This is a genomic window from Phascolarctobacterium succinatutens YIT 12067, assembly GCF_000188175.1.
In the GTDB taxonomy this organism is placed as follows: Bacteria; Bacillota; Negativicutes; order Acidaminococcales; family Acidaminococcaceae; genus Phascolarctobacterium_A; species Phascolarctobacterium_A succinatutens.
This window is the reverse complement of the sequence record NZ_GL830875.1, coordinates 1-24,262: the sequence shown is the minus strand read 5'-3', so window position 1 is coordinate 24,262 and position 24,262 is coordinate 1. Positions and strand designations below refer to the sequence as shown.

The window sequence follows — 24,262 nt, the reverse complement described above, 5'->3', positions numbered from 1 at the left end:
GTACATGCGACAAAAAGCCCCTGCCGGCGATTTCCGACAGGGGCCTTAGCTTATTCAATTTATTCAGCTTCGCAAGCTGACATTTGCTTTTACATTACGCCTCTGAAATAGTGGCCTCTTGTAGTACCCGGCAGATTTTCCGGTGCCTCCACCGCACCGCCGAGAATCTTGCGGTACAGCGCCACAAGTTCGCCCAGACGTGCCGCATCGTAATCACGGCCGTCAATTCTCAGCGCCGCTACGCCTGCTTCCGCCATGTGCTGCACATTGGCAGTCATCGAAAGCTCATGCGCATTCAGAATATGCATGCGGCAGAACTGGTCCGTAACAATCGGGAAGCGTGCATCCTTGCGGTCACCCAAGAACAAAGGCTCTGCACAGTTAAACTTGCAGGCACCCTTATCCAGCGCACCCAGGAAGCTGCCGCCTACACAGTATTCGGAAACCATCATTTCCAAACGTCCCTGAATCATGCACTCCAACGGCAACGGGCTGACGCTCACAAGATGCTCTACCTGCGCCATGGTCAGCTCGGGGCTGAGCACTGCACCTGCAGCGCCCTGTTCCTGCCAGAACTGCAGTGTCTGGCTGTTGAAGATGTTCAAAGACATATCTGCTACCAAATTAAGCGCAGCATGCTTCTTCGCCAAAGGCCACAAGCCGTTGTTGTTGATATAAACAAAATCAGGCTGCATCTCCTCCCACAGGGTAAAGAGCTTGTCGAAATATGCCAGCTGTGCTTCCTTGATGATACGCGGTGTAGCAAAGGCCAGCTGACGGCCTGCCTTGCGCACCAGCTTGGCAGCCTTGGCATAATCCGCCTCGGACGGCAGCTGATGGTTAAAGCAGTCACCGCCGAAGAGAATGCGTTCAGCACCTGCCTGCAGCGCAGCATTGACCTTCTCAACGCTGTCGCAATGCACTACCAGAACGGATTCATGCTGCTTGGCCTTATGTGCCTGCGGCACTAATTGCTCGCTGAAGCTGTGCACCGCTGTGCGCGCCGGTGCGAAGGCATTCAGACGCGCTGCATCCAGTGCCTCGCATGCCATACGGCGTGCTTCGTTCATTTCGCTCATCGGCACCATGACATTTTCGTCATGCTCAAAGCACAGGCTGTTCAGGAAATATTCGGTCGTACCGAGGCGGTCCAGCTGCTTGCGCACACCGGCCTCATCCAGCGCACGCTTGCGTGCTGCCTCTACGATAAAATCGGTTTCGCCGTAGCCGACGTTGCCTTCATCATCCGTCAGCGTAACGGTCATAGGCTCGCCCAGACGTGCAGTAACTACGGCATCTACCGGAATACGTTTTTTTGCGTCCGGTCCGAAGAACTGCTGCGCATAGCTCATCAGTCTGCTGTCGAGAGTACGGAAAACACGGTCATTCAAGCGTACACCGTTAGGCACGTCAATCGTTACCTGCCGGCCAGGGGCCGCGCTCTGCACGCTATTGCCGCCGCACAGCATATCCGTAACGGTTGTGCCTACACGTCCGCCTACGCTTACCCAGAATTCCAGTCCGTCACCCAGATGCAGCTCCTTATCCAGCTTGATAACTGCCTTATTGCGGTTTTTATCCAGCTTAGCTACACGGCCGATAAGCACACCGCGGTTGTTGGGACGGCGGTCGCTCATCATTGTGCGACCGGGACGACGCTCCAAATAAGCGGTGGTAAAGTCACGATTGAAGATTTGCTCGATATTCGCCAAATCTTCTTCCGGCACGTTATAGTCACCGGCAAGATAGCTGTCAATCGCCCGGCGGTAAGCATCTACTACTACCGCAACATATTCCGGGCGCTTCATGCGTCCTTCGATTTTGTAGGACACAACGCCTGCGTCAATCAGCTGCGGCAGAATGCTCAAGGTATTCATATCCTTCGGGCTCAGCAGATACTGGCCTGCATCCTTGCCCTGCAGCATATCTTCATCCTTCGCGTTGAGCAGCTTATACGGTAAACGGCAAGGCTGGGCACAGCGTCCGCGGTTACCGCTGCGGCCGCCGATAAGACTGCTCATCAGGCATTGTCCGCTGTAGCATACGCACAGAGCACCGTGAATAAAGGTTTCGATTTCACTGCCGCGGCTGCAGGCTGCACCGATTTCCTTCAGGCTCAGCTCGCGCGCCAATACGCTGCGCTCCATGCCTGCGCCCATAGCAAAGTCTACACCGCTGCTGTTGGTAATGCTCATCTGCGTGCTGGCATGAAGCGGCAGCTCCGGCACAATTTTCTGCGCCAGACGTATAACGCCCAAGTCCTGCACAATAAGTCCGTCTACGCCTACGTTATTCAAAAACAGCAGGTAAGCGGATAAAGCCTCCAGCTCGCTGTCATCAACCAACGTATTGACGGTAATATACAGGCGCACATGGTGCATATGCGCAAAATACACCGCCTTAGCCATTTCCTCTTCATCAAAATTGCTGGCATAGGCACGTGCGCCAAAGGCTTTACCGCCCATATATACAGCATCGGCGCCGGCGTTTACCGCTGCCTCCAATGCTTCCCAGCTGCCTGCGGGAGCAAGCAGTTCTATTGTTTTCTTTTCCATATGTTATCTACCTTTCACGCACTGCTGCCAGCAGTCTGTCGTATCTGGCCTGCAGGCTTTGCAGCTCTTCTACCAGCACAGCATTTCTTTGCTGCATTTCCTGCTCGAGCGCAGCATATTTTTCCTGTATTTTCTGCTCCGCTGCTGCGCACTTTTGCTGCAGCTCCTGCTCCATCGCAGCGCATTTTTCCTGCATTTTCTGCTCCGCCGCCACAGATTGCTGCTGCATTTCCTGCTGCAGCGCAGCGTATTTTTCCTGCAGCTCCAGTCTGTCTGCAGCCAGGTCGAGCGCCGTCCAGATGGCTATTTTATCTGTCTGCAGCAGCTTTTTGCTTTCTGCCAGCTCCTGCATTCTTCTGTCTACCTCTGCTGCTATTTTCAGCACCTGTTCTTCGGAAGCAGAGGTCGTTAATGCATAGGTACTATTATATATTTTTACAGAAACTGATGCTTTTTCCATAAACACATCCTCTAGCTTATTCTGCGATAACGATAAAGTTAAAGCTTTGCAGGCTCATTTTTTCCCAAGAGCGCTTGTAATCCATGCGGATATTGTAGGTACCGGGCTTAGTAACCGCCAGCACCAGAATTTCAACGCCGGGCGCACCCATTCTTTCCTCATCAGCGCGCGGAATGGTAAACGAGCTGCCTACCTTGCTTACTGCCGGTGAGCTGCAGCTGAATTGCCAGCCGTAGCCGGTGGAAGGATTGCTGTCCAGCTTCAACGCCATAAGTCCGCTTGCAGGCAGACGCAGTGTTTTGCCTGCAGCCTTATCGGTAATTTTCGCCAGCTGCAGCAGGCGTCCCGCTTCGCCGATGCGCAGGGAGGTAACTACATCCCTGTAGGGTACAAAGCTACTGTAGGCAGCATTTTTCTTGCTGCGCACAAACAAGCCCTCTTCGCCGAAAAGCACGTTATCATAATTGCCCAAAGCATTTTTTACGTTATCGTTATCTACAAAGAAATACGTAACCTCGAACTCCTTGCCGGTTGTCAGATCAAGATTCAGTCCGGTGTACGCCTTGCGTCCGCCGTTGTCTGCCTCCAGCAGCAGGCTTACCAGGCTAGGACGGTTCAGCATCACCTTATAGGTTACACTTCCCTGACCGCCTACCTCCTTGACCAGCTTAGCTGCAGCGTCGCGTACCAAAGCGTTGGCCTGTTTTTCCAGCTCTGCGGAATTACTGCCGTCGATGTAGGGCAGCATTGCCGTTGCCTTGCCGACAGAGGTCTGTTCGGTAAGCACCGTAGTCTGCTGGTCTGCCAGAACCGGCAGAGATAAGCATAAGCATAATAATGTTGTCAACAGGATTTTCATAGCCTGCAGCTCCTTTCCAAAAACAATGTTCCAAGCCTTGAATCTCTTGGTAAAAATTAAGCAGGAAGAAAAGCCCTCCTGCTTAATTAAAGCAATCGCGCTAAAACTAGCCGCCAATCGCTATTTTACAATCATAAACTTTTAATGAACTCAACAGCCTTTTCCAGACGTGCCAAAGTTCTTTCCTTGCCCAGCAGAACCATAACGTCAAACATACCGGGGCTTACGGTGCGTCCGGTCAGAGCCAGACGAGTCGGATGGATAACCTTGCCCAGAGCCAGACCGTTGTCGGCAGCAATCTTATTGTATGCTGCTTCGGTAGAAGCCAGGTCATATACATCATCAGCCTTAATTGCTGCAATGCACTGCTCCAGTACAGGAATATTTTCTGCCTTGAAGTGCTTAGCTACACCCTTTTCATCATATTCTTCAACATCCTTGAAGAAGTATGTTGAAGCATCGGCAACCTCCTGCAGAGTTTTAACGCGTACACGTACAACGTCTACGAGCTTTTCAAAGTATGCTTCGTTGGCAGCATCGTTGAACCATTCTTCGGTTACCAGGCCGTCTTTAACGAAGAAGGGCTTAGCATCCGGCAGAATTTTTTCCAGCGGCAGCTCGGACAGATATTGGCCGTTCATCCAGGTGAGCTTTTTGGTGTCATAAATAGCAGCCTTTTTGCTCATCTGCTCCAGCTCAAACAGCTTAACGGTTTCTTCCAGAGTGAAGATTTCGCGTTCATCGCCGGGGCCCCAACCAAGCAGAGTCAGATAGTTGATGATAGCTTCCGGCAGATAGCCTTGGCTGCGGAATTCTTCAACAGAGGTTGCACCATGACGTTTACTCAGCTTGGAACGATCCATAGCCAGAATCATCGGCATATGACCGAACTTAGGCGGTTCCCAGCCCAGTGCTTCGTAAACCAGCAGCTGCTTCGGAGTGTTGGAAAGATGCTCCTCAGCGCGCAGTACGTGAGTCATGCCCATCAGATGGTCATCGACACAAACAGCGAAGTTATAGGTAGGAATACCGTTGGATTTTACAATTACGAAATCATCAAACTGGTCCATGTTAAAGGTAACTTCGCCATGAATCAGATCATGCACGGTGATACTGCCTTCGGCAGGAATCTTGATACGGATGGAATACGGTTCGCCTGCAGCGATGCGTGCTTTAGCCTCCTCTGCCGGAATATCACGGCAGGTACGTGCATAGCGGAACGGTTGCTTAGCAGCGCGTTGTTTTTCACGTTGTGCAGCCAGATCCTCGGTAGTGCAGAAGCAGTAGTATGCTTTGCCTTCGTCCAGCAGCTGCTGAGCATATTTTTTGTAAATATCAAAGCGCTCGGACTGATAGTAAGGACCGTATTCGCCGCCGGCCTCCGGGCCTTCATCCCAATTGATGCCCAACCATTTCAGGCTGGTAAGGATTTGGCTTACGGAATCCTCTTTCAGGCGTTCAATATCGGTATCCTCGATACGCAGAATCAGCTTGCCGCCCATTTTGCGGGCAAACAGCCAGTTAAACAGCGCAGTACGCGCACCACCAATATGTAAATACCCAGTAGGACTGGGAGCAAATCTTACTCTGACTTCAGACATTTCATCGTCTCCTTACATTTTAATTACAAATATAGATTGTCAATCAGATTAATTATACAGCTTTGAAGAAAAAAGTGCAAATATTAATCTGCGTTGCCGCCGTTTTTTATTTTTCTTCATGATTTAAAGAAAAAGCAAATCCAAACGACTTCGTTCATAGAAAACTGCTTTTATTGCTATTATTTAGCATTTTTTCGTTTGTCTAACCGCCGTTTTCGTATTATAATATTGTAATGAAGTAAATAAAAGGAGGATGCTTATGTGCCAAACCCCAGATTGGTCCGTCGGTGACCGCTATCTGCGTGAAAACGTTCCAGAGCTCGCCCCGTTAGTTGACCGTTATTCGCCCTGTCCGTTAAAACCAAAATCTAAAGAGGTTTATTTTACTATATTACTGACCGGTATTATTGCCCAACAGCTGCCGCCTGATGTCAGCCAACAGCTGATGAAAAAGCTCGAAGGCCTCACCGGCAATCCTATTACGCCGCAGGCAGTACTTGCTGCTTCCGCCGAGGACCTGCTCAGTATCGGTCTTGTTAAGCAAAAGATAGATTACCTGCGCAGCTTTGCCGAAGCAGTGATCAACGGCAGCGTAACTATGGATAAGTTCGACGATATGACCGACGGCCAGATTACCAAGCAGCTGATGCAAATCCGCGGCCTCGGCCAATGGACTATCGAAATGTTTCTGCTGCTGGCTCTGTGCCGCACGGACGTTGTACCCAGTTCCGACTTTATCTTCAAGAAAGAGCTGCAAAAAATGCTTAATCTGAGCGAAATTCCCAAACGCGGCAAAATCAATACGCTTACGGAAACCTGGCGCCCCTGGCGCTCACTCGCAGTATGGTATATCTGGCAAAAAGCCAACGATAGCGAAAAAAAATAACACCCAAAGCAAAACAAAACCGTCCTTCCCAGTCTGCAATTTTGCAGATAACAGGAAAGGACGGTTTTTCTTATTTTCCGAACACTATTTACTGTTCACTAATCACTGAATACTATTTCAGGCTGGCAATAGCGGCAGCGGTATCTTCAGCACCGTAAACATAGGAGCCTGCTACCAATACGTTGGCACCGGCAGCCTTCACCAGCTTTGAGGTTTCGGCATTAACGCCGCCGTCAACCTGAATATCCACATTCAGACCGCGCTCGGTAATCATCGCATGCAGGCGCTCAATCTTCGGAACTACGCCTTCAATAAAGCTCTGGCCGCCGAAGCCGGGGTTAACGGTCATCAGCAGTACCATATCAACGTAAGGCAGAATTTCTTCTACCGTACCCAGGCTGGTAGCGGGATTCAGCGCAACGCCGGCCTTCATGCCCTCAGCCTTAATCTGCTGGATGCAGCGGTGCAGATGCTTGGTGGTTTCTACATGCACAACAATCTGGTCGGCACCGGCAGCCTTGAAATCGGCAATGTATTTTTCCGGATTTTCTACCATCAGATGGCAGTCGAAAAACAGGTCGGTTACCTTACGGATTTTTTTCACTACAGGAGCACCGAAGGTCAGGTTAGGTACAAACTGGCCGTCCATAACATCGATGTGTACCCAGTCGGCACCGGCAGCTTCAATTTTTTTGATTTCGTCCGCCAGATATGCAAAATCGGCAGATAAAATTGATGGAGCAACTTTAATCATCATTTTCTTCCCTCTTTCTCTTGCAGGAGTTTTACCTCTGCTAACATTGTCAAATATGATTCATAACGGCTGGCAGAAATCTTTCCTGCAGCCACAGCATCCTTTACACCGCAGACAGGCTCATGCGTATGCGTGCAGGGACAGAACCTGCAGCCTGCCTCATAATCGGCAAACTCACGGAAGGAGGCCAGCACCATTTCGGCTGTCAGGCCCTCCAGCAGCAGATTGCCGAAGCCCGGCGTGTCCGCAATATAGCCTTCGTCAAACGGCAGCAGCTGTGCATAGCGTGTAGTATGCTTGCCACGGCCGATTTTTTCGCTAACCTCGCCCGTGCGCAGGTCAACGCTGCTGTCGATAGCGTTGATGGTAGACGATTTGCCTACGCCCGAAGGTCCGCCAAAAGCGCAGATTTTACCACGCAGACGCTCACGCAGAGCCTCCACGCCGGTGCCGTTCTGTGCCGACAGAGTATAAACCTCGTAACCGATAGGCTCATAAACAGCCTTCACCTGCTCAATCAGGCCCGCAGGAGCATTATCCTCCTTGTTGAGCACCAAAATTGCAGGAATTTTCGCCAGCTCTGCCAACGCCAGCAGCTTATCTGCCAGCAGAAAGCTGAAATCCGGCGCAGCACAGGCAAAGGCTGCCACAAACAAATCCAGGTTAGCCAGCGTAGGGCGTGGCAGAAAGTTTCTACGCGGCAGCACGCCGGTAATCATCCCCTCGCGTTTTTCGCTGCTGCTTACCTCAAAGCCGGCGATATCGCCTGTTGCCAGCGAAAAACGGTTTTTCTTCATTTTCCCCTTTACCTTACAGGTATAGAGCTCGCTTTCGCCCTCAACCTTCAGGTAATAATAGCCGTTATAATTTTTCAGGACTCTGCCCTGCAGCTCTGCCATGTTTACAGGTTCCTTTCGGAAATGAGCTTGCCGTCACAGATGAACTGTACCTTGGCATTGCCTGCATATTCCACCTTCTGACGCAGACGCACGCTGCCGTTTTGTGTACCGCTGTACAGCGTTGCCGTGCCGTTGTCATCCGTCAGCACAATGCGTACGTTGGCAGGTTTACCGCTCGGTACGACAAAGTCAACGTAGGCGCTCTTCTTATCGCCGCCGGCAGCTACGGTAATCGCTACAGCCGCGCCGTCGTTAAGGTTACTGCCTACACCAGGGTTGCAGGCTAGAACTATATTCTTCTTGGCGCTGGCATCCTGAACCTTTTTGATTTCACCCAGCTTCAGACCTGCCTGCTCCAGCATGCCCTTAGCTTCGTCAATGGATTTGCCGATAATATTCGGAACCGGCTTGTCGCCTTCGTTGATTACCAAATCGATGGCAGTTCCTTTGGGAGCCTTGTCCAGGCCCTTCGGCGACTGGCTGAGAACAGCGCCGATTTTACCGCCGTCCATATGCTTGCGCGTCACCTTACCGACCTTAAAGCCTGCATCCGCCAGCTGCTGCTCCGCCTTCGACAGCGACATGCCTGTAACATCAGGCACAGCCTTCAGCTCCGCGCCCTTACAGATGGTCAGGATAATAAGGCTGCCCTGCTTACGTTTTTCGCCGGCCTTCGGGGACTGCTCCATAACAGTACCGGGCTTAAACTTATCAGGATCGCCGTATTTTTCCTCCAGCTCTACCTTAAACTGCTTTTCCTCCAGCAGCTTCTGTGCTTCTACTACCGTCATATTGGTAACATTAGGCACTGCAATTTCCGCCAGATTGCGGTTGAAGATAAAGTGCGCTACCAGCGAAATTGCTACTACAGCAGCAGTAATCATTACTATCAGTTTGGTATAATTCAGCTTTTTCTTAACCACTGGTTTTTCATCCCCTGTTTTTCCGGAAGGCATTGCTTCCTGCTTTTCCTGAATTTTTTCCGGCTCTTGTGTTACAGCCGGAGTTACCTGCTTCGGCGGCAGCTCACTGCGCACCGGCTTCATAATTACCGTAGCACCGTCATCACGGTTATCGACAACATTGCCGTTAGGCTTCACCGCGCCCAGCTCCTGATGATAGTCCTCGCTGCTGAACGGGAAGAGCTTCATCTTCAGGTTCAGCAAATCGTGTCGCATCTGTCCGGCGTTAGCATATCTGTCCTCACAACGCTTTGCCAACGCCTTGTCCATAATCTCCTGCATGCCCTCGGGAACATTTTCCATATAGTCCTTCAGCTGCGGCACAGGCTTTTCTACATGCATCATAGCAACCGAAACCGCCGTTGTGCCGACGTAGGGAACCTCACCCGTAAGCATTTCGAAGAGCACTATACCCAAAGAATAGACATCGCTGCTGGCAGTAATCTTACCGCCGCAGGCCTGCTCCGGAGAAATATAATGCACAGAACCCATCACTGATTTGGAATAAACCATCGTCTGGTTCGTGACCATTTTGGCAATGCCGAAATCAGCGATTTTCGGATTCATATTTTTGTCAATTAAAATATTCTGCGGCTTGATGTCACAGTGAATAATGTTATGGCTGTGAGCATGCTGCAGTGCATCGGCAAGTCGCACAGCGATTTCCAGCACAGTATTCAGGCTCAGCTTATGCTCCTGCATATACTCCTTCAGAGTAACACCGTCAACATATTCCATAACTATATACTGATTGCTGCCTTCCGATACAACATCATAGATATTGATAATATACGGATGCACCAGACGCGCCGCGGATTTTGCTTCTCTGCGGAACTGCTCCAGCAGCTCATTGTCCCCCAGGAACTGGTCGCGCAGCATTTTCACGGCTACATTACGGTCCAAAAGCTGGTCGTGGGCCAAAAAGACTTCGGCCATACCGCCATAGCCAATCGGACGAATAATCTCATAGCGTCCGTTCAAGATGGTCTTGCCATTTTTATCCATTACAGCTTTCCTCCCCCTGCGTAGTTAAATCAATCAGAATCAGAGACACATTATCGCGTCCGCCGTTGTCCAGGCTCTGCTCCAGCAGTTTGTCAGCAGCCTGCTCCGGATCGGCACAGCCGATAATCCGGCTGATTTCGGCTGCACGCAGCATGTCGGACAGACCATCGCTGCACAGCAGCAGCCTGTCACCCTCCTGCAGACGGAGGCTGAAGAAATCAGCATTGACTGTTTCCTCGACACCCAGGGCTTGCAGCAAAATATTACGCTGCGGATGTACAAAGGCTTCCTCGTCCGTAATTTTTCCCTGTTCCTTTAAATCCGCTACCAGTGTATGGTCATGCGTCAGCTGCTCCAGCTTGTCGTTGCGGAACAGATACAATCTGCTGTCGCCTACATGGCAGCAGTAGCCGTGCCCATCCCCCGGCAGATAAAGCGCCGTCATCGTCGTTCCCATGCCGGAATAGCTTTCATTGCTCACCGCCATTTTAAAAACGTGCGTATTAGCCTTGTCAAAGGCCTCCAGCATAACCTTACGGATATTCTGTTCCTTCTGCTCATGGCGCAGGCTATGTGTTGCAGCCTCAAAGGCTTTAATAGTAGACCTGCTGGCAATTTCTCCTGCCGCATAGCCTCCCATGCCGTCGGCAACGGCAAAAAGAGAGGGCTCACGCACCAGCAGCGCATCTTCATTATTCTCTCTGACCAGGCCCACATGGGTTCTGCTGATTACCTGCATTATTTTTGCTCCTGTTCCTTGGCAAATTTAGCCCGCAGCTGACCGCAGGCCGCATCAATATCCTTGCCCATCTCCTTACGAACGGTAGCGTTAATCCTGTTTTTCTGCAGGATGCGCAAAAAGCGTTCTACTGCCGCTTTGGACGGGCGCTCAAAGCCCTGCTCCGGTACCGGGTTGGCCGGTATCAGATTAACGGATGCCTGCTTATAGCGCAGGTAATTGCTCAAAAGCTCCGCGTCCTGCGGACTGTCATTTTTTCCCTTCAACAGAATATATTCATATGTTATCTGCCTGCCGCTGGCTTTGCTGTAGCTTTCGGCAGCTGTCAGCACATCCACGAAGGGATAACCCTTGTTGACAGGCATCAGCGCCGTACGCAGCTCGTTTTTGACTGCGTGCAGTGAAATTGCCAGATTTATCGGATTGCCCTGCTCCTCCAGGCGTTTAATACCCGGAATGATGCCGCAGGTGGAAATCGTCATATTACGGTAGCTCATGTTGCAGGTGTCCTCGCGATGCAGAAAATCCAGCGCCTGCAAAACGCTGTCAAAATTCAGCATCGGTTCACCGCTGCCCATGACCACCACTCTGCTCACCATTGCTCCCTGCTCACGCAGACGCTCGTTGAACAGGTAAACCTGCGCCACGATTTCTGCCGCCGTCAGGTTGCGTACAGCACCCTTCAGGCCGCTGGCACAGAAAGCGCAGTGCATATCGCAGCCGACCTGGCTGGAAACGCACACGCTGTAGCCGTAATCATGGTGCATCAGAACCGTTTCTACCGAATTGCCGTCCGGCAAGCCCAAAAGCAGCTTACTCGTCATGCCGTCGGAGGAATTCTGCTCACGCAAAATTTCCAGACTGTGCGGCAACACGGTGAATTTTTCCTGCAGCACGGCAATATCGGCCTTGCTCAGGTTGTGCATAGCGGTAAAATCAAAGACCGACTTTTGGTACAGCCATTGAAATACCTGCTTGGCACGGAACTTTTTCAGTCCTGCTGCCACAAACAAATCCTGTAATTCTTCTATTGGTAAAGCAAAAATATCTTGCATTCTCTTACCTCTATATTACTGCTTTTTCATCAGCTTACAGATATAAAAGCCGTCGATGCCGTCATTCTGCGGCAGAAGCTGCAGCTCCTGTACCTGCTCACCCGTCAGCGGATGTGTGAATTCCACGCGCTGCCATTCGGGATGCTGCGTTAAAAACTCTTCCACCAGATAATGGTTTTCGCTCTGCTCAATCGTGCAGGTGCTGTAAACCATCGTGCCGCCGTCCTTCACATACTGTGCGGCATTCTTTAAAATTGCCAGCTGCAACGGCGGGAACAGCTTCAGATCCTTGCGTTGCTTGCGCCAGCGTGCTTCCGCACGGCGACGCAGCACACCCAGACCGGAGCAGGGTGCATCAACCAAAACTCTGTCAAACACGCCCAGCCATTCGCTGCGCAGCTGCAGAGCATCGTTCTGCAGTGTTTTGACGCTCTTCATGCCCAGACGGGCAGCGTTTTCGGCAATCAGCTCCAGCTTATGCTCGTGGATGTCGCAGGCGATAACCTCGCCCTTATCCTGCATAAGCTGTGCCACGTGCGTTGCCTTGCCGCCGGGAGCGCTGCACATATCCAGCACGCGCATTCCGGGCTGCGGCGCCAGCACCGGCGCTACCAGCATAGAGCTTTCATCCTGAATATAAAAATGCTGGGGCAGTGCTGCCAGAAGCGTATGCAGCGACGGCAGATGCTCTGCCACAATGCCGTAGGGACTCCATTCGGAAGCATGCACCTGCGCACCCATTTCCGTCAGATCCGCCAACAGCTTGTCGCGCGTAGTCACCAGCGTATTAACACGCAGGCACACCGGCGCAGCCGTATTATCAAACGCCAGCAGGCGTTCGGTACCGCCGCGTCCCCACGGTCCCAGCCAGCGCTTCACCAGCCAGCGCGGATGGTAATACTGCAGCGACAGATAATCGGCATCCTGCTTTTCGGTATCAGGCAGGACGAATGCTCCTGCTTCCTGCTTACGCAGCAGACCGCGCAGAACGCCGTTGACGAACTTAGCGCTGCCCTCATGGCTCACGGAGCGCGCCAGCTTCACAGCCTCGTTTACTGCCGCCGACGCAGGAATGCGCGTCATATACAGCAGCTGGTAGGTGCTGATGCGCAGTATCGCCAGAATATCACCGGCCACCTTGTCCAGCGGACGGCTGACACACTGCGCCAGATACCAGTCAAGCGTACCGCTGGCCTTTACCGTGCCGTATACCAGCTCCGTTGCCAGCCTTCTGTCAAGATCGCTCAGTCTGCTGCCGCGCAGATACTGGTTCAGCGCGATATTCGTATAAGCGCCGTCCTCCAGCACCATACGCACCAAAAGCGCCGCTGCTCCGCGGGCACTCTCAGGATAATTTGCTTTTTGTTCCTTCCGCATGCTTTGTTTCTTCCTCATCATCTTCCATAAATGCTAAAATTGCTGCTTCCAGCTTATTGATATCTACCCGTGTATTAAAGCAGGGACCGAAGGGACGCTCGTTTAAAACGCCCAGCACCGGCAGCGGAAATACATCCTGAATGCCGCTGGTCAGGTCACGCTCACAGGCCACGGCCACAATAGCTTTCGGCCTTGCCTGCTTAACCATCTGCCTTGCCAGCGTACCACCGGTGGCCACAGCAAAATGGCAACCGTACTTGTGCGCCAGCCCCAGCATAGCACCTACGCTGCAGCGTCCGCACTGACGGCAGTTCTCTACATTACGGGTTATCTTATGTACGCAGGTATCCAGCTGGATACAATGCGGTGTTAAAATCATAATTCGGTTGGCAGGCACCTTCACCTTATGCTGCAGCACCAGATTGTTGCTTACCTCGATAAAGGACTGCTCAATGCGGACGCGGGGAATATTGAACAAGCGTCCCAGTACTACCGCAAAGGGGAAGAGAATATTAATCGCCTTCCACGCCCAAAAATACAAAATTTTGAGCACCGGTATTCCCAATAGCGCCATGACAATTCCCAGCACGCCGCTGAGCATTGCCAGCACGATCAGTACGCCGAAAAAGCCGAAAATTATCGGCAGGAAACGGCTGATTTCATAAAGCCCCGGAAAGGTTACCTTCCAGACCACATAAAACATCAGCGCACCTAATACGGCACTAATGGAGGTCAAGGCCATAAATATACGTTTTTTGGGCTTAAATACACTATCTTCGTTCATTAAAAGATTACTCCTTCAATTTACAGCCTGCTTCAGGCAAGCAGATCGCCCTCCTGTACACCGCGGCCGTTCAGGAAAACCTGCGCCGGCATACGTTTTTTGGATTCGGGCTGTACCTCGGTGATTTCCAGTACGCCCTCACCGCAAGCTACAAAGAAGCTGTGCTTGCCGGTTTCGATAACGGTACCGGCAGCAGCAGCGCTGTTTTTGTCAGTCATTTTACTGCCCCATATTTTCAGGCCCTTGCCGTTCGGCAGCTTGGTAAAGGTGCTGGGTGCAGGATTAAAGCCGCGGATAAGGTTGTGTACCTCCTGTGCTGTTTTGCTCCAGTCGATATGCTCCATGCTGCGGTCGAGAAGTGTTGCATAGGTAGCCTGTTCGTTATCCTGCGGTTCCGCAACGGCAGTACCTGCCGCAATCTTGTCGATAACTTGCAGCAGCAGCGCCGCACCCTGCTCACGCAGAGCATAATGCAGCTCGCCCATCGTGGTATTTTCTTCGATAGGCACTACTACCTTATCCAGCATTGCGCCGGTATCCATGCCGATATCCATCTGCATAATCGTTACGCCCGATTCCTTTTCGCCCTTGATGATGGCATACTGAATCGGCGCCGCACCGCGATACTTCGGCAGCAGGGAAGCGTGTACGTTAATGCAGCCGTATTTCGGCAGCTCCAGAATTTCCTTGCTCAAGAACTGGCCGAAAGCAGCTACAACAATCAGCTCCGGCTGCAGCTCGTGCAGCAGCTCAACAAATTCGGGAGTTTTTACCTTTTGCGGCTGGTAAACAGTCAGGCCCTGCGCCAGCGCATATTCTTTAACCGGTGTTTGCAGCAGCTTGTTGCCGCGTCCCTTCGGACGATCCGGCTGAGTTACTACCGCAAGAATTTCATGCTTGCCGCTTTCACACAGCGCCTGCAGACTGCCTACTGCGAAATCCGGCGTTCCCATAAATACTATACGCATTTGTTTTCCTCCGTATATCTTTCTATTTTTTTCGTATCCCGGTCAGGATTTATCTTAAAGCATCCTCGGGATTTTCCTTCTGCTTAGGCGAAATGGTTTTAGCCTTGTCGATGAACAGAATGCCGTCCAGATGGTCCAGCTCATGCTGAATGCAAATAGCCAGCAGACCGCTTGCGGAAAGCAACATGCGTTGGCCGGTTTTGTCGGTGAATTCGCATTCCACATATTCGGAGCGTTCTACCTCGCCTTCGTAATCAGGCACGGAAAGACAGCCTTCGCTGCCCAGCACCTTGCCCTCGCGTTTAACAATCTCAGGGTTAATCAGCTCGTACAGGCCTTCGCCTACGTCGATAACTACTACGCGCTTGCTTACACCCACCTGCGGTGCTGCCAGGCCTACGCCGTCGGCCGAATACATTGTTTCTGCCATATCACGCAGCAGACGCTGCAATTTTTTATCTATACGCTCTACCGGTTGAGCCACCTCACGCAGCACCGGAGCGCCGGCAATCACTATTTTTAACTTAGCCATTTTTGTTCCTCCTTATATCTATTCCAATAGTTCATTATAACACATTACTACAGGAAAAAACAAATTCTCTGCACAAGCTTCCTCATATATTTAAGTAAAGACTAAAAAGCCTTCTGCATCAGGCGAATTTCGCGTCAGAAGCAGAAGGCTCTTAAGCTTTTTTGTTATTTATTTTTTATAATTGTTTTTATCTGCCATACGGATACCGGTATTTACCAGCTTCTGTGCAGGCTTGCTGCCATCTTTTGCTGCAGCAGCGGCAGCCATCACAGCCTCGTAGCCCATTTTGTACTGATTCTGTACGGCAACGGCGATACTATAGTTCTTGTCCTCCAGGCCAAGCAAAGTCTTTTTACCAAGGTCAAAACCGGTAACGACAATATCCTTGCGGCCTGCAGCCATTACAGCCTCCACGGTTGCATTGGTGGAGCCGTTGTTGCAGGCAATAATGCCTTTAACATTATGAGTGTTTTTGATTTTTTCGGTAACCAGCTTAAATGCGCCCGCTTCATCACCATAGTTGATAATATAATCATGTTCGATTTTCCAGCTTGCAGAAGCAAATTTACCCCAGTTTGCCATAATGCTGTTCAGACGGTCGGAAATCGTAGTGCTGGCCAAGGTGCTGACATGTACCAGAACCGTTGCCTCCTCGGATTCCTTCACGCCGCTAGCCTTCATCTGCTCTACCATTTGCTGGCAAACCTCGGCACCAGCTTCCAAGTTATCGGTAAGGAAGGCTGCATCATAATCATTGCTGCTGAGTGCAGTATCAACCAAAAATACCGGCAACTTCTGCTCGCGCAGTGTTTTCGCACTTGCCGTCATATTGGAGCTGTCCGCCGGAGCAAGAATCACTGCATCTGCTTTTTTGCTGGGAAGCTCCTTGACCATATCGCGTTGCAGCTCCCAATCGCCGTCCTTCATAACGCCGCCGACATAAACGTTAACGTCAGCCTTAGCTGCGCCGTCCTTAATGCCGCGGATAACTTCTTCCCAATAGTTACCCTTCATAACCTTAAGTACGGCATAGACGTTTTTGCGTCCTTCCTTTACTTCCGTCACAGGCTCAAAATCCTGCTTGGATTTGGCGTTCATAACCTTTTGTGTTACCGCGCCCTGTTGCGCATTGTTGCCGCCGCAGCCTGCAACGCCTACAAGCAGTAAAGCCGAGAATAAAACTGCTAATAATTTCTTCATACCCATACTATCAACCTCCGCTTATTTATATGAGTAACATTTCAAAACTTGCTCATATGTTATCAACAATATTATAACACTTTTACAAGAAAAATCGAGCAATTTGTAATTTTTGTTTGTTTTAACCTAAACTCAATAACCACGTAAACATTAAAGAATAATAGACTCAGCAAGCATTGTATTTATCACAAATCAAAGCTGTTTTTCTGCGTTCAAATCAAAGCTAAATATTATTTTTGTCCTCTTTCACTTCACAATAGCTTGCGTCAGGTAAAGATAACTTTACAAAAGCCTCTTTCTTCTCATCAAAGTTTGTGCTATAATCTTTTATTAAGCAAGCAAAAACTGACAACAGTACAGCCCGCTTTATGATAATTTAGGGAGGATTTTTACATATGCTGAACCAGATTTCTTTATTCACCGAAAACAACGAGGGTGGTTTGTTCAAAATCACCACCATTCTTGCTAAAGCCAACATCAATATTTACACCATGCTGGCCAACGACAGTGCGGAATTCGGCATCGTGCGCCTGATTGTGGACAAGGCAGAAACTGCTATCGAAGTACTGAAGGCAGAAGGCTACCAATGCCGTCAGGACAAGGTTATTGCTGTAGAGATGAACGATACTCCGGGTTACCTGGACGGCATTCTTTCCGCTATCCACGGTGCCAACATCGACATTTCTTACCTTTACATTTCCTTTAACCGCGACAATGTTAAGCCGGTAGTAGTTTTCAAAACCAACGAGCCGGAAACTGCCACCTTCCTCATCGGACGTGGCTACAAGCTGCTGGAAACATTTTAATAGCTGAAATATTTTAAAGGCCGCCCGCTGAAGCAGGCGGTCTTTTTGCATGCAAAAAAGCTGCCGCAGCCTTCGCTACAGCAGCTCATACTTATCAGTTTACAGTTCTTCCGCCAGGTCAAGCAACAGTCTTTCCGTCTTTTCCCAACCCAGGCAGGGGTCGGTAATAGATTTGCCGTAGACGCCATCATGCACGCCCTGAGCACCGTCCTCGATATAGCTTTCAATCATCAGGCCCTTGACGATTCTGTTGATATCAGCATTCAGCTTGCGGGAATGCACAATATCCTTGGCAATGCGGATTTGCTCCAGATATTTTTTGCCGGAATTGGCGTGGTTGGTATCCACAATAATCGCCGGGTTCTGCAGCTGACGCTCCGCATACATATCAATAACGATTTTCAGCACCTCATAATGGTAGTTGGGGAAACTGTTGCCGATGGGGTCTACATAACCACGCAAAATGGAATGCGCCAGCGGGTTGCCCTTGGTGCGTACCTCCCAGCCACGGAACAAAAATTCCTGCTCATGCTGCGCTGCCGCCACACTGTTGAGCATAACGGACAAATCGCCGCTAGTAGGATTCTTCATGCCAACGGGAATGCCTACGCCGCTGGCAATCATACGGTGGAGCTGGTCCTCGCTGGAGCGCGCGCCAACTGCGGCATAGCTCAGCAAATCGGACAGATAGCGGAAAACCTCGGGATAGAGAATTTCCTCTGCACCGGTCAGGCCGGTTTCTTCTACCACGCGCACGTTCATTTTACGGATAGCGATAATACCACCCAGCATATCCTCTTCACCCTCGGGAGAAGGCTGGTGCAGCATACCCTTATAGCCTACGCCGATAGTACGCGGCTTGTTGGTGTACAGACGCGGTACGATAAAAATTTTATCCTGTACCTTTTCCTGCAGCTTGGCCAGACGATAAACATAGTCCAGCACAGCGTCCTCGTTATCGCTGGAACATGGACCGATGACCAGCAAAAAGCGGTCATCCTTGCCTGTAAAAATATTCTTTATAGCCTCGTCACGCTGCAGCTTCAGCAGCTTAGAAGCCTTACTTACCGGATAATCCTCCATTAAGGCCTGCGGCGACGGCAGCACCTTGATAAATTCCATCTGCATGCTCATAAACAATTACTCCCATTAATCAATTTGCTGACACCGGCAGATTTTTTGCAACATTCTACCGGCATTAGCAGTGTTAAATCTTCTATATTGTAACACAAACTCCGTTTTTATACAATCATTTATCACTTTAAATTACACTTACAGGGTCAACATTAAAGTATAAATTTGCTTTTTCCTTAAATTCACTGTTCAGCAGCGCTTCCTTTGTTTCCTTCAAATCCTGCGCCTTCAGCAGCACGTTGAAGCGGTACAGATCATAGGCTTTCGCCACCAGCGAGGGAAATGGTCCTGCAATCAGCAAATCCTCCAGCTTACCTTGCAGCTTCAGGCTCTGCAGATAAAAAACAACCTGCTGCGCCAACACCAGACCAGCGCCCTCATCCTTATCCACCACCTGCAGCTTGAGCATCTGGGCGAACGGCGGATAAAAATAGTTCTTGCGCTCCTGCAGCTCACGCTTGGCAAAGGTGTCGTAATCCTGCGTCACCGCCAGCTGCAGAATCGGGTTATCCGGATCATAGGTCTGGAAGATTACATGTCCCGGCCTGTCACCGCGTCCCGCACGCCCCGCTGCCTGCGTCAGCAACGAAAAGGCGCGCTCCGACGCTCGGTAATCCGGCAGATGCAGCGTACTGTCCGCCGCCAGTACTCCCACCAGCGTTACATTGGGAATATCATGTCCCTTCGCCACCATCTGCGTACCAATCAGCACATTGGCCGCACCGTCGGCAAAGCGCCGCAGGATATCGGCATGCGCAAACTTCGCCACAGTCGAATCCTGGTCCATGCGCAACACACGCACCTCCGGCAGCTGCTGCAGCTGTTCCTCGGCCTTCTGCGTACCGCTGCCGAAATATTTGATGCGGCGGCTATGACAGTTGGGGCACTCCTGCGGCAGCGGCATCGTGTTACCGCAGTAATGGCAACGCAAATCCTCGTTCTTCTTGTGGTAAACCATTGCTACGGCGCAATGCGGACAGGTAATCGTCTGGCCGCAGTCGCGGCACATCACAAAGGTAGAATAGCCACGGCGGTTTAGGAGGACAATCGCCTGCTCCCCCGCCGCCGCCGTCATCACTAACGCCTGCTGCAGCGCGCGCGACAGCACGCTGAAATTGCGCGCCTCCAGTTCCTTGCGCATATCCACGATCTCAACCTTTGGCAAAGCAGCACCATTAGGACGTGACGTAAGATGCAAATGTGTACATTCGCCCTGCAGTGCCTTATAATAAGTGCATAAATCCGGCGTCGCACTGCCAAGCACCAAAGCTGCGCCGGTCAGGCGGCAGCGGGTGCGGGCAACATCACGTGCATTATAATGCGGACGGTGGTCCTCCTCCTTGTAGCTTCCCTCATGCTCCTCGTCGACAATCACCAAGCCAAGCTTTTCAAACGGAGCGAACACAGCACTGCGCACGCCAATCAGCACCCTTGCCTTGCCTGTGCGCATGCGGTACCACACGTCGCCTCTTTCGTTCTGCGATAGCTTACTGTGCGCCACGGCAATCTCGCTGCCGAACCATGCCTGAAAGCGCTTCACCAGCTGCGCTGTCAGCGCAATTTCCGGCACCAGCATCAGCACCTGCCAGCCTGCATCCACAGCATGAGCCGCCGCACGCAGGTAAACCTCCGTCTTGCCGCTGCCCGTAATGCCCTGCAGCAAAAAGGACTGCGCACGCTGCGCATCTATCGCCTGATTAATCTTTACTGCGGCATCCTGCTGCTCTGCCGTCAGCTGCAGGCTTTCGCCACGCTCCTGCTCTGTGTTATAGCTGTTGCGCAGCACACGCTTCTGCACTGCGTCCGCCAAACCGTTCTGCGCTAAAGCGCGCGCTACCGCGGAGCTCACACCCTGCTGCGCCAACTCGCTCACGCTCAGTGCTCCTGCAGCCTGTGCCAGTACGCCCAGGGCAGCATGCTGCCCCTTGGCACGTTTGGCAAGCGTTCCTTCAGCCAACGCCTGCCTTCCTGCAGCATTGATACGATAAGCCAACACAGTTTTTTCCTGCAAACGCTCATTATAAACATAATAAAGCAAACGTCCCTGCGCATCACGCACGGCACGCCGCTTAATGCTCGATTTTCCCGGCACAAAAAGGCGCATCGCCTCTGCCAGCGAACACATATAATAATCTGCCATCCATTTGGCAGTAGCCAGCATTTCCTTATCAAACCAAGGAGTATCGCCCAAGGCTGCCTCCACCGGCTTCAGCTTACTTTTCAGCACTTCATCACTAGGCAGCGACACACGCTCCACCACAAAGCCTTCCACCTTCTGGCCGCTGAAGGGAATAACTACACGCCAGCCGCTGTCTATAAACTGCAGTGCTTCCGGCACACTGTAGGTAAACTGACGGAATAAATTTTTTACCGGTAAATTTATCGCAACATTAACAGCAAACATGGCAACCTCCTGCAAACATACTTGTAGTTTATTATAGCATAAATCAGGGAGAATGCGGAGAGCGTTTATATAAAAAGCGTTCTACCGCAGTCATGTAGAACGCCTTTTGCAGCTTTATGCTATTTTACTGTTATGCTGTCAATTTGGAAGCAAGCTCACGTACTTCTGCTTCTACCGAAGTTTTATCTTTCATAACCGCTAAGGTTTGCCTTTAATCTTTATGTTTACTTATTTCGTCCCCGAAAGAAGTAACAAGAAAGGGGCGCGCTTTACCAAAGCGCGGGAAACAGTCGCTTTTTTGCTCGCACAAAAAGCTTAGCAAAAAATGCTTTACCATATTCTCTTTGGTTCGTAGTAAACTAACGACTACTGAAACACATTAACGATTATGGAAGTATTTTTTGAGGTTTAGACTAACGCAAAGTTTAATCCCCTGATACAAGTCTTAGACAAACCACAAAGCACTTCATGGGTTACGAAGAACTTTTGCAAGAATTCGAACAAGCGCTAGTAACAGTAAAGCGGCCCTATTCAAACTGTTTGCATAGATCAAAATCACTGTTTCAGCACTTCGTCATATTTCATAATCTCGCAATGAGACTAGCCATTATTTTTTGCTTTCTCTTCCAGTTCCAACATGTACTTATCAAAATCAGACATAAATAATCTGTCTTGAATGACACGATATTTTTCAAATTCAGTTTCGGCATGCAGCTTTGCAATTGCTGCTGACACCTTCCCTGCATCCTGTAAAACACCATATTCAAACATTTCAATGAAACTGTTAAGTCTCTTCTCCCAATCCTCCATAGTAAGAGGAATATGCCTTAATGTCATGTTCTCTGCGAAATCCAAGTATGCGGTAACCATACGGTTTAATTGCTGCAATTCATTTTCGCTCAGATAATTTTTTGCAATCGTCACATCACTTTTCTTAATCTTGCCGTCTGGAGCATCTGCCCATGTAGTAAGTCCCATATGTTCCTTTTGATGGTCGGCGCGTTCTACAATCAATTCAGCTGCAGTGTGACCGTGAATTGCATAGTGCATTTTGTTCTGAATAGTTGCGTAAAACCGTTTCGTTGTTGCAGAGGTTTTGTCATAATCTATCGCAGTAGCATAAATATCTGTGATTTTCTGATAAAACTTCCTTTCGCTTGCGCGAATTTCTCTGATACGTTCAAGCTGTTCATCAAAGTATTTATCCGTCAGATAAGTGCCTTGTTTCAGGCGTTCATCATCCATTACCCAGCCTTTAATGGTGTAGTCCTTGGCAATCTTATTTACCCATTTACGGAACTGCACTGCACGCTCAGAATTGACTTTAAATCCTACTGCAATAATCATCTCCAAAGAATAGTGATTTGTGCTATAGCTTTTTCCATCAGCAGCAGTTATTCGATATTTTCGAATAACTGAACCCTCCTGTAATTCACTATCCTCGAATATCTTTTTAATATGATAATTTATGGTGTTTACACCTACATCATACAAAGTTGCCATCATTTTCTGTGTCAGCCATATATTCTCATCTTCGTAGCGCATCTCAATGCTGTCCTGCTGGTCCCCCACAGAGGCAACATAAGTCAGATATTCCGCTGCGCTGGAACGGATGGTTATTTCGGCTTTGTTTTTTACCAATATCCCCACCACTTTCTCTCAAATCAAATTTATCAGCACAGTTTAACAGTACCACAGTTTCAGCGGTTCGCCGTCTCCAATCATGCTTCGCTCTCGCTCGCATTCTTGGACGGCTATCACATGGTGCGCACCAGCTGCTCACCGCGTCGCTCAGCTCCTAGTGAGCAGGGTGACGCACTCAACATGGCTAGTCATCGGGAACATATCCACCGGCTGCGCTACAATCGCCTTATACCCATGCTGCTCCATAAACGCCAAATCACGTGCCAAGGACGCAGGATTGCAGGACACATAAACAACGCGCTCAGGCTGCACCTCGGCAATCGCTGCCAGCACCTTCTGCTCGCAGCCCGCACGCGGAGGATCCACTACCACAACGTCCGGACGCACGCCGCCTGCAAGCAGCTTCGGCAGCTCCACAGCAGCATCACCGCAGATAAATTCCGCATTAGCACATTTATTTTCTTCTGCATTTTTCTTGGCGTTTTCAATCGCAGGCGCTACAATCTCGATACCATAAACCTGTTTGGCGTGACGTGCAAGATACAGAGAAATCGTACCTGTACCGCAGTAAACGTCCACCACGGTTTCCTTGCCGCTCAGCGCCGCAAACTCCAGCGCTTTGTTATACAGCTTTTCTGCCTGCTCGCTGTTCACCTGGAAGAAGGCCTGCGCGGAAATATGGAAGCTCAGGCTGCCCAGACTGTCCTTAATCGATTCCGGTCCGTACAGCACGCGCGTCTTGCTGCCCATGACCACGTTCGTCTGTTTTTTGTTGATGTTCTGCACTACGCTCACAAGTCCCGGAACATGGCGTTTCAGCCATTCAATAAGCACGCCGCGGTGCGGAATGTCATAGCCAGAGGTAATAATAACCGCCATCACTTCGCCGCTGTGTACGCCCACGCGTCCCATAATATGGCGCACAAGTCCTTTGCCTGTCTTTTCGTCATAGGCGCTGATGTTATAATGCTGCATCCAGGTGCGCACTGTTTTCATAATTGCATTGTTCGCCTCTTTGGAAATCATGCAGGCATCCGTATCTACGACGCTGTGTGTTGCCGTCGCATAACAGCCTATCTGCAGCACACCTTCAGCATCCGCTGCCGCGGGGAACTGCATTTTGTTGCGGTAGCTCCACGGCTCCGCCGCCCCCAACACCGGCAATGCCTCTAAATTAAGATGTCCGATTCTAGTGAGCGCATCCTGCACCTGCTGACGCTTGCACTCCAGCTGTCCCTTGTAGCTCAAATGCTGCAGCTGACAGCCGCCGCATTCCTTATACACCGGACACGCAGGCTCCACACGCTCGGCAGATGCTTTGACAATCTCCTCCAGCGCACCAACTGCATAGCTTTTCTTCACCAGCGTAATAGTTACGCGCACCTCTTCCTCCGGCAGCGCGCCTTTGACAAAGACTGTAAATCCTTCATACTTGCCAACGCCCTCGCCGCTGCTGCCAAGACCATTGACAGTTAACGTAATATTATCCCCCTGTTTTACAGGAATTATCTGCTTCATATATTTCCACCTGACTTTTTCGATTTTATTGTATATATATCTAATTATATCACAAAAACAGCCTGCAAAGAAACAGCAGCACGCTAAGATGGCCGCGTCAGTTTACTGTAGGAATCAAAA

Annotated in this window: 20 protein-coding genes; 2 read left to right on the top strand and 18 right to left on the bottom strand. The window is 50.4% G+C overall.

Translation table 11 applies throughout. From position 1 onward, the window contains the following. Window positions 1-89 precede the first annotated feature (89 nt). The 4 genes from HMPREF9443_RS03980 to gltX all read right to left on the bottom strand — a co-directional run bounded on the left by HMPREF9443_RS03980 (window position 90) and on the right by gltX (window position 5,475). Complete coding sequence (locus HMPREF9443_RS03980; protein WP_009145227.1) at window positions 90-2,555, bottom strand: DUF3656 domain-containing U32 family peptidase; 2,466 nt, start codon at window positions 2,553-2,555, stop codon at window positions 90-92. 7 nt (window positions 2,556-2,562) lie between these two features. Further along, the gene (locus tag HMPREF9443_RS03975; protein ID WP_009145226.1) at window positions 2,563-3,015 is read right to left on the bottom strand and encodes a cell division protein ZapA; all 453 of its coding nucleotides are present in this window, start codon (window positions 3,013-3,015) and stop codon (window positions 2,563-2,565) included. A gap of 16 nt (window positions 3,016-3,031) precedes the next feature. Continuing rightward, window positions 3,032-3,874 (bottom strand): protease inhibitor I42 family protein, encoded by an 843-nt coding sequence (locus HMPREF9443_RS03970; RefSeq protein ID WP_148495321.1) that lies wholly within the window; start codon window positions 3,872-3,874, stop codon window positions 3,032-3,034. Between the two features lie 131 nt (window positions 3,875-4,005). After that, the gene (gltX, locus tag HMPREF9443_RS03965) at window positions 4,006-5,475 is read right to left on the bottom strand and encodes a glutamate--tRNA ligase (RefSeq protein ID WP_009145224.1); all 1,470 of its coding nucleotides are present in this window, start codon (window positions 5,473-5,475) and stop codon (window positions 4,006-4,008) included. Window positions 5,476-5,734: 259 nt separating this feature from the next. Between gltX and HMPREF9443_RS03960 the strand changes: the two genes are divergently transcribed. Further along, complete coding sequence (locus tag HMPREF9443_RS03960; protein ID WP_040565018.1) at window positions 5,735-6,361, top strand: DNA-3-methyladenine glycosylase family protein; 627 nt, start codon at window positions 5,735-5,737, stop codon at window positions 6,359-6,361. 112 nt (window positions 6,362-6,473) lie between these two features. On the opposite strand, the gene rpe is transcribed toward HMPREF9443_RS03960, so the two are convergent. The 10 genes from rpe to HMPREF9443_RS03910 form a co-directional block, all read right to left on the bottom strand. Then, window positions 6,474-7,115, bottom strand: coding sequence for a ribulose-phosphate 3-epimerase (gene rpe / locus HMPREF9443_RS03955; protein ID WP_040565025.1), 642 nt, complete (start codon window positions 7,113-7,115; stop codon window positions 6,474-6,476). Then, window positions 7,115-8,014, bottom strand: coding sequence for a ribosome small subunit-dependent GTPase A (gene rsgA, locus HMPREF9443_RS03950; protein ID WP_009145221.1), 900 nt, complete (start codon window positions 8,012-8,014; stop codon window positions 7,115-7,117). Before rsgA ends, rpe begins: the two co-directional genes overlap by 1 nt. A gap of 2 nt (window positions 8,015-8,016) precedes the next feature. Then, complete coding sequence (gene pknB, locus HMPREF9443_RS10305; RefSeq protein WP_009145220.1) at window positions 8,017-9,981, bottom strand: Stk1 family PASTA domain-containing Ser/Thr kinase; 1,965 nt, start codon at window positions 9,979-9,981, stop codon at window positions 8,017-8,019. Next, window positions 9,974-10,720: a Stp1/IreP family PP2C-type Ser/Thr phosphatase gene (locus HMPREF9443_RS03940; RefSeq protein ID WP_009145219.1), complete on the bottom strand. Its 747-nt coding sequence runs from the start codon at window positions 10,718-10,720 to the stop codon at window positions 9,974-9,976. Before HMPREF9443_RS03940 ends, pknB begins: the two co-directional genes overlap by 8 nt. Further along, a complete protein-coding gene (gene rlmN, locus HMPREF9443_RS03935) occupies window positions 10,720-11,775 on the bottom strand; it encodes a dual-specificity RNA methyltransferase RlmN (protein ID WP_009145218.1) in 1,056 nt (351 codons plus the stop codon). Before rlmN ends, HMPREF9443_RS03940 begins: the two co-directional genes overlap by 1 nt. 15 nt (window positions 11,776-11,790) lie before the next feature. After that, a complete protein-coding gene (rsmB, locus tag HMPREF9443_RS03930) occupies window positions 11,791-13,152 on the bottom strand; it encodes a 16S rRNA (cytosine(967)-C(5))-methyltransferase RsmB (RefSeq protein ID WP_009145217.1) in 1,362 nt (453 codons plus the stop codon). After that, on the bottom strand, window positions 13,121-13,936 hold the full coding sequence (locus tag HMPREF9443_RS03925; protein ID WP_009145216.1) for a DUF116 domain-containing protein: 816 nt from the start codon (window positions 13,934-13,936) through the stop codon (window positions 13,121-13,123). The genes rsmB and HMPREF9443_RS03925 overlap by 32 nt, the downstream gene beginning before the upstream one ends. 32 nt (window positions 13,937-13,968) lie before the next feature. After that, window positions 13,969-14,904, bottom strand: coding sequence for a methionyl-tRNA formyltransferase (fmt, locus tag HMPREF9443_RS03920; RefSeq protein WP_009145215.1), 936 nt, complete (start codon window positions 14,902-14,904; stop codon window positions 13,969-13,971). 49 nt (window positions 14,905-14,953) lie between these two features. Next, window positions 14,954-15,436 (bottom strand): peptide deformylase, encoded by a 483-nt coding sequence (def, locus tag HMPREF9443_RS03915; RefSeq protein WP_009145214.1) that lies wholly within the window; start codon window positions 15,434-15,436, stop codon window positions 14,954-14,956. Window positions 15,437-15,604: 168 nt separating this feature from the next. Beyond that, window positions 15,605-16,642 (bottom strand): substrate-binding domain-containing protein, encoded by a 1,038-nt coding sequence (locus HMPREF9443_RS03910; protein WP_009145213.1) that lies wholly within the window; start codon window positions 16,640-16,642, stop codon window positions 15,605-15,607. A 389-nt stretch (window positions 16,643-17,031) separates the two neighbouring features. On the opposite strand from HMPREF9443_RS03910, the gene HMPREF9443_RS03905 reads away from it, so the two are divergent. Then, complete coding sequence (locus tag HMPREF9443_RS03905) at window positions 17,032-17,442, top strand: amino acid-binding protein (protein WP_009145211.1); 411 nt, start codon at window positions 17,032-17,034, stop codon at window positions 17,440-17,442. 99 nt (window positions 17,443-17,541) lie between these two features. Here the strand turns inward: HMPREF9443_RS03905 and HMPREF9443_RS03900 are convergent, their stop codons facing one another. From HMPREF9443_RS03900 to rlmD, 4 genes are all read right to left on the bottom strand, one after another. After that, window positions 17,542-18,576 (bottom strand): 3-deoxy-7-phosphoheptulonate synthase, encoded by a 1,035-nt coding sequence (locus HMPREF9443_RS03900; RefSeq protein WP_009145209.1) that lies wholly within the window; start codon window positions 18,574-18,576, stop codon window positions 17,542-17,544. A 127-nt stretch (window positions 18,577-18,703) separates the two neighbouring features. Further along, on the bottom strand, window positions 18,704-20,980 hold the full coding sequence (gene priA, locus HMPREF9443_RS03895) for a primosomal protein N' (protein ID WP_009145208.1): 2,277 nt from the start codon (window positions 20,978-20,980) through the stop codon (window positions 18,704-18,706). 600 nt (window positions 20,981-21,580) lie between these two features. Then, window positions 21,581-22,621 carry a virulence RhuM family protein gene (locus HMPREF9443_RS03890; RefSeq protein ID WP_040565017.1) on the bottom strand — a complete coding sequence of 347 codons (1,041 nt, stop codon included), beginning with the start codon at window positions 22,619-22,621 and terminating at the stop codon, window positions 21,581-21,583. A 150-nt stretch (window positions 22,622-22,771) separates the two neighbouring features. Beyond that, window positions 22,772-24,142 carry a 23S rRNA (uracil(1939)-C(5))-methyltransferase RlmD gene (gene rlmD / locus HMPREF9443_RS03885; protein WP_009145206.1) on the bottom strand — a complete coding sequence of 457 codons (1,371 nt, stop codon included), beginning with the start codon at window positions 24,140-24,142 and terminating at the stop codon, window positions 22,772-22,774. Window positions 24,143-24,262: the final 120 nt, after the last annotated feature.

Coding starts and splice junctions, on each gene's coding strand:
- HMPREF9443_RS03980 (WP_009145227.1), bottom strand. CDS start 2,555: ATGGAAAAGAAAACAATAGAACTGCTTGCTCCCGCAGGCAGCTGGGAA.
- HMPREF9443_RS03975 (WP_009145226.1), bottom strand. CDS start 3,015: ATGGAAAAAGCATCAGTTTCTGTAAAAATATATAATAGTACCTATGCA.
- HMPREF9443_RS03970 (WP_148495321.1), bottom strand. CDS start 3,874: ATGAAAATCCTGTTGACAACATTATTATGCTTATGCTTATCTCTGCCG.
- gltX (WP_009145224.1), bottom strand. CDS start 5,475: ATGTCTGAAGTCAGAGTAAGATTTGCTCCCAGTCCTACTGGGTATTTA.
- HMPREF9443_RS03960 (WP_040565018.1), top strand. CDS start 5,735: ATGTGCCAAACCCCAGATTGGTCCGTCGGTGACCGCTATCTGCGTGAA.
- rpe (WP_040565025.1), bottom strand. CDS start 7,115: ATGATTAAAGTTGCTCCATCAATTTTATCTGCCGATTTTGCATATCTG.
- rsgA (WP_009145221.1), bottom strand. CDS start 8,014: ATGGCAGAGCTGCAGGGCAGAGTCCTGAAAAATTATAACGGCTATTAT.
- pknB (WP_009145220.1), bottom strand. CDS start 9,981: ATGGATAAAAATGGCAAGACCATCTTGAACGGACGCTATGAGATTATT.
- HMPREF9443_RS03940 (WP_009145219.1), bottom strand. CDS start 10,720: ATGCAGGTAATCAGCAGAACCCATGTGGGCCTGGTCAGAGAGAATAAT.
- rlmN (WP_009145218.1), bottom strand. CDS start 11,775: ATGCAAGATATTTTTGCTTTACCAATAGAAGAATTACAGGATTTGTTT.
- rsmB (WP_009145217.1), bottom strand. CDS start 13,152: ATGCGGAAGGAACAAAAAGCAAATTATCCTGAGAGTGCCCGCGGAGCA.
- HMPREF9443_RS03925 (WP_009145216.1), bottom strand. CDS start 13,936: ATGAACGAAGATAGTGTATTTAAGCCCAAAAAACGTATATTTATGGCC.
- fmt (WP_009145215.1), bottom strand. CDS start 14,904: ATGCGTATAGTATTTATGGGAACGCCGGATTTCGCAGTAGGCAGTCTG.
- def (WP_009145214.1), bottom strand. CDS start 15,436: ATGGCTAAGTTAAAAATAGTGATTGCCGGCGCTCCGGTGCTGCGTGAG.
- HMPREF9443_RS03910 (WP_009145213.1), bottom strand. CDS start 16,642: ATGGGTATGAAGAAATTATTAGCAGTTTTATTCTCGGCTTTACTGCTT.
- HMPREF9443_RS03905 (WP_009145211.1), top strand. CDS start 17,032: ATGCTGAACCAGATTTCTTTATTCACCGAAAACAACGAGGGTGGTTTG.
- HMPREF9443_RS03900 (WP_009145209.1), bottom strand. CDS start 18,576: ATGAGCATGCAGATGGAATTTATCAAGGTGCTGCCGTCGCCGCAGGCC.
- priA (WP_009145208.1), bottom strand. CDS start 20,980: ATGTTTGCTGTTAATGTTGCGATAAATTTACCGGTAAAAAATTTATTC.
- rlmD (WP_009145206.1), bottom strand. CDS start 24,142: ATGAAGCAGATAATTCCTGTAAAACAGGGGGATAATATTACGTTAACT.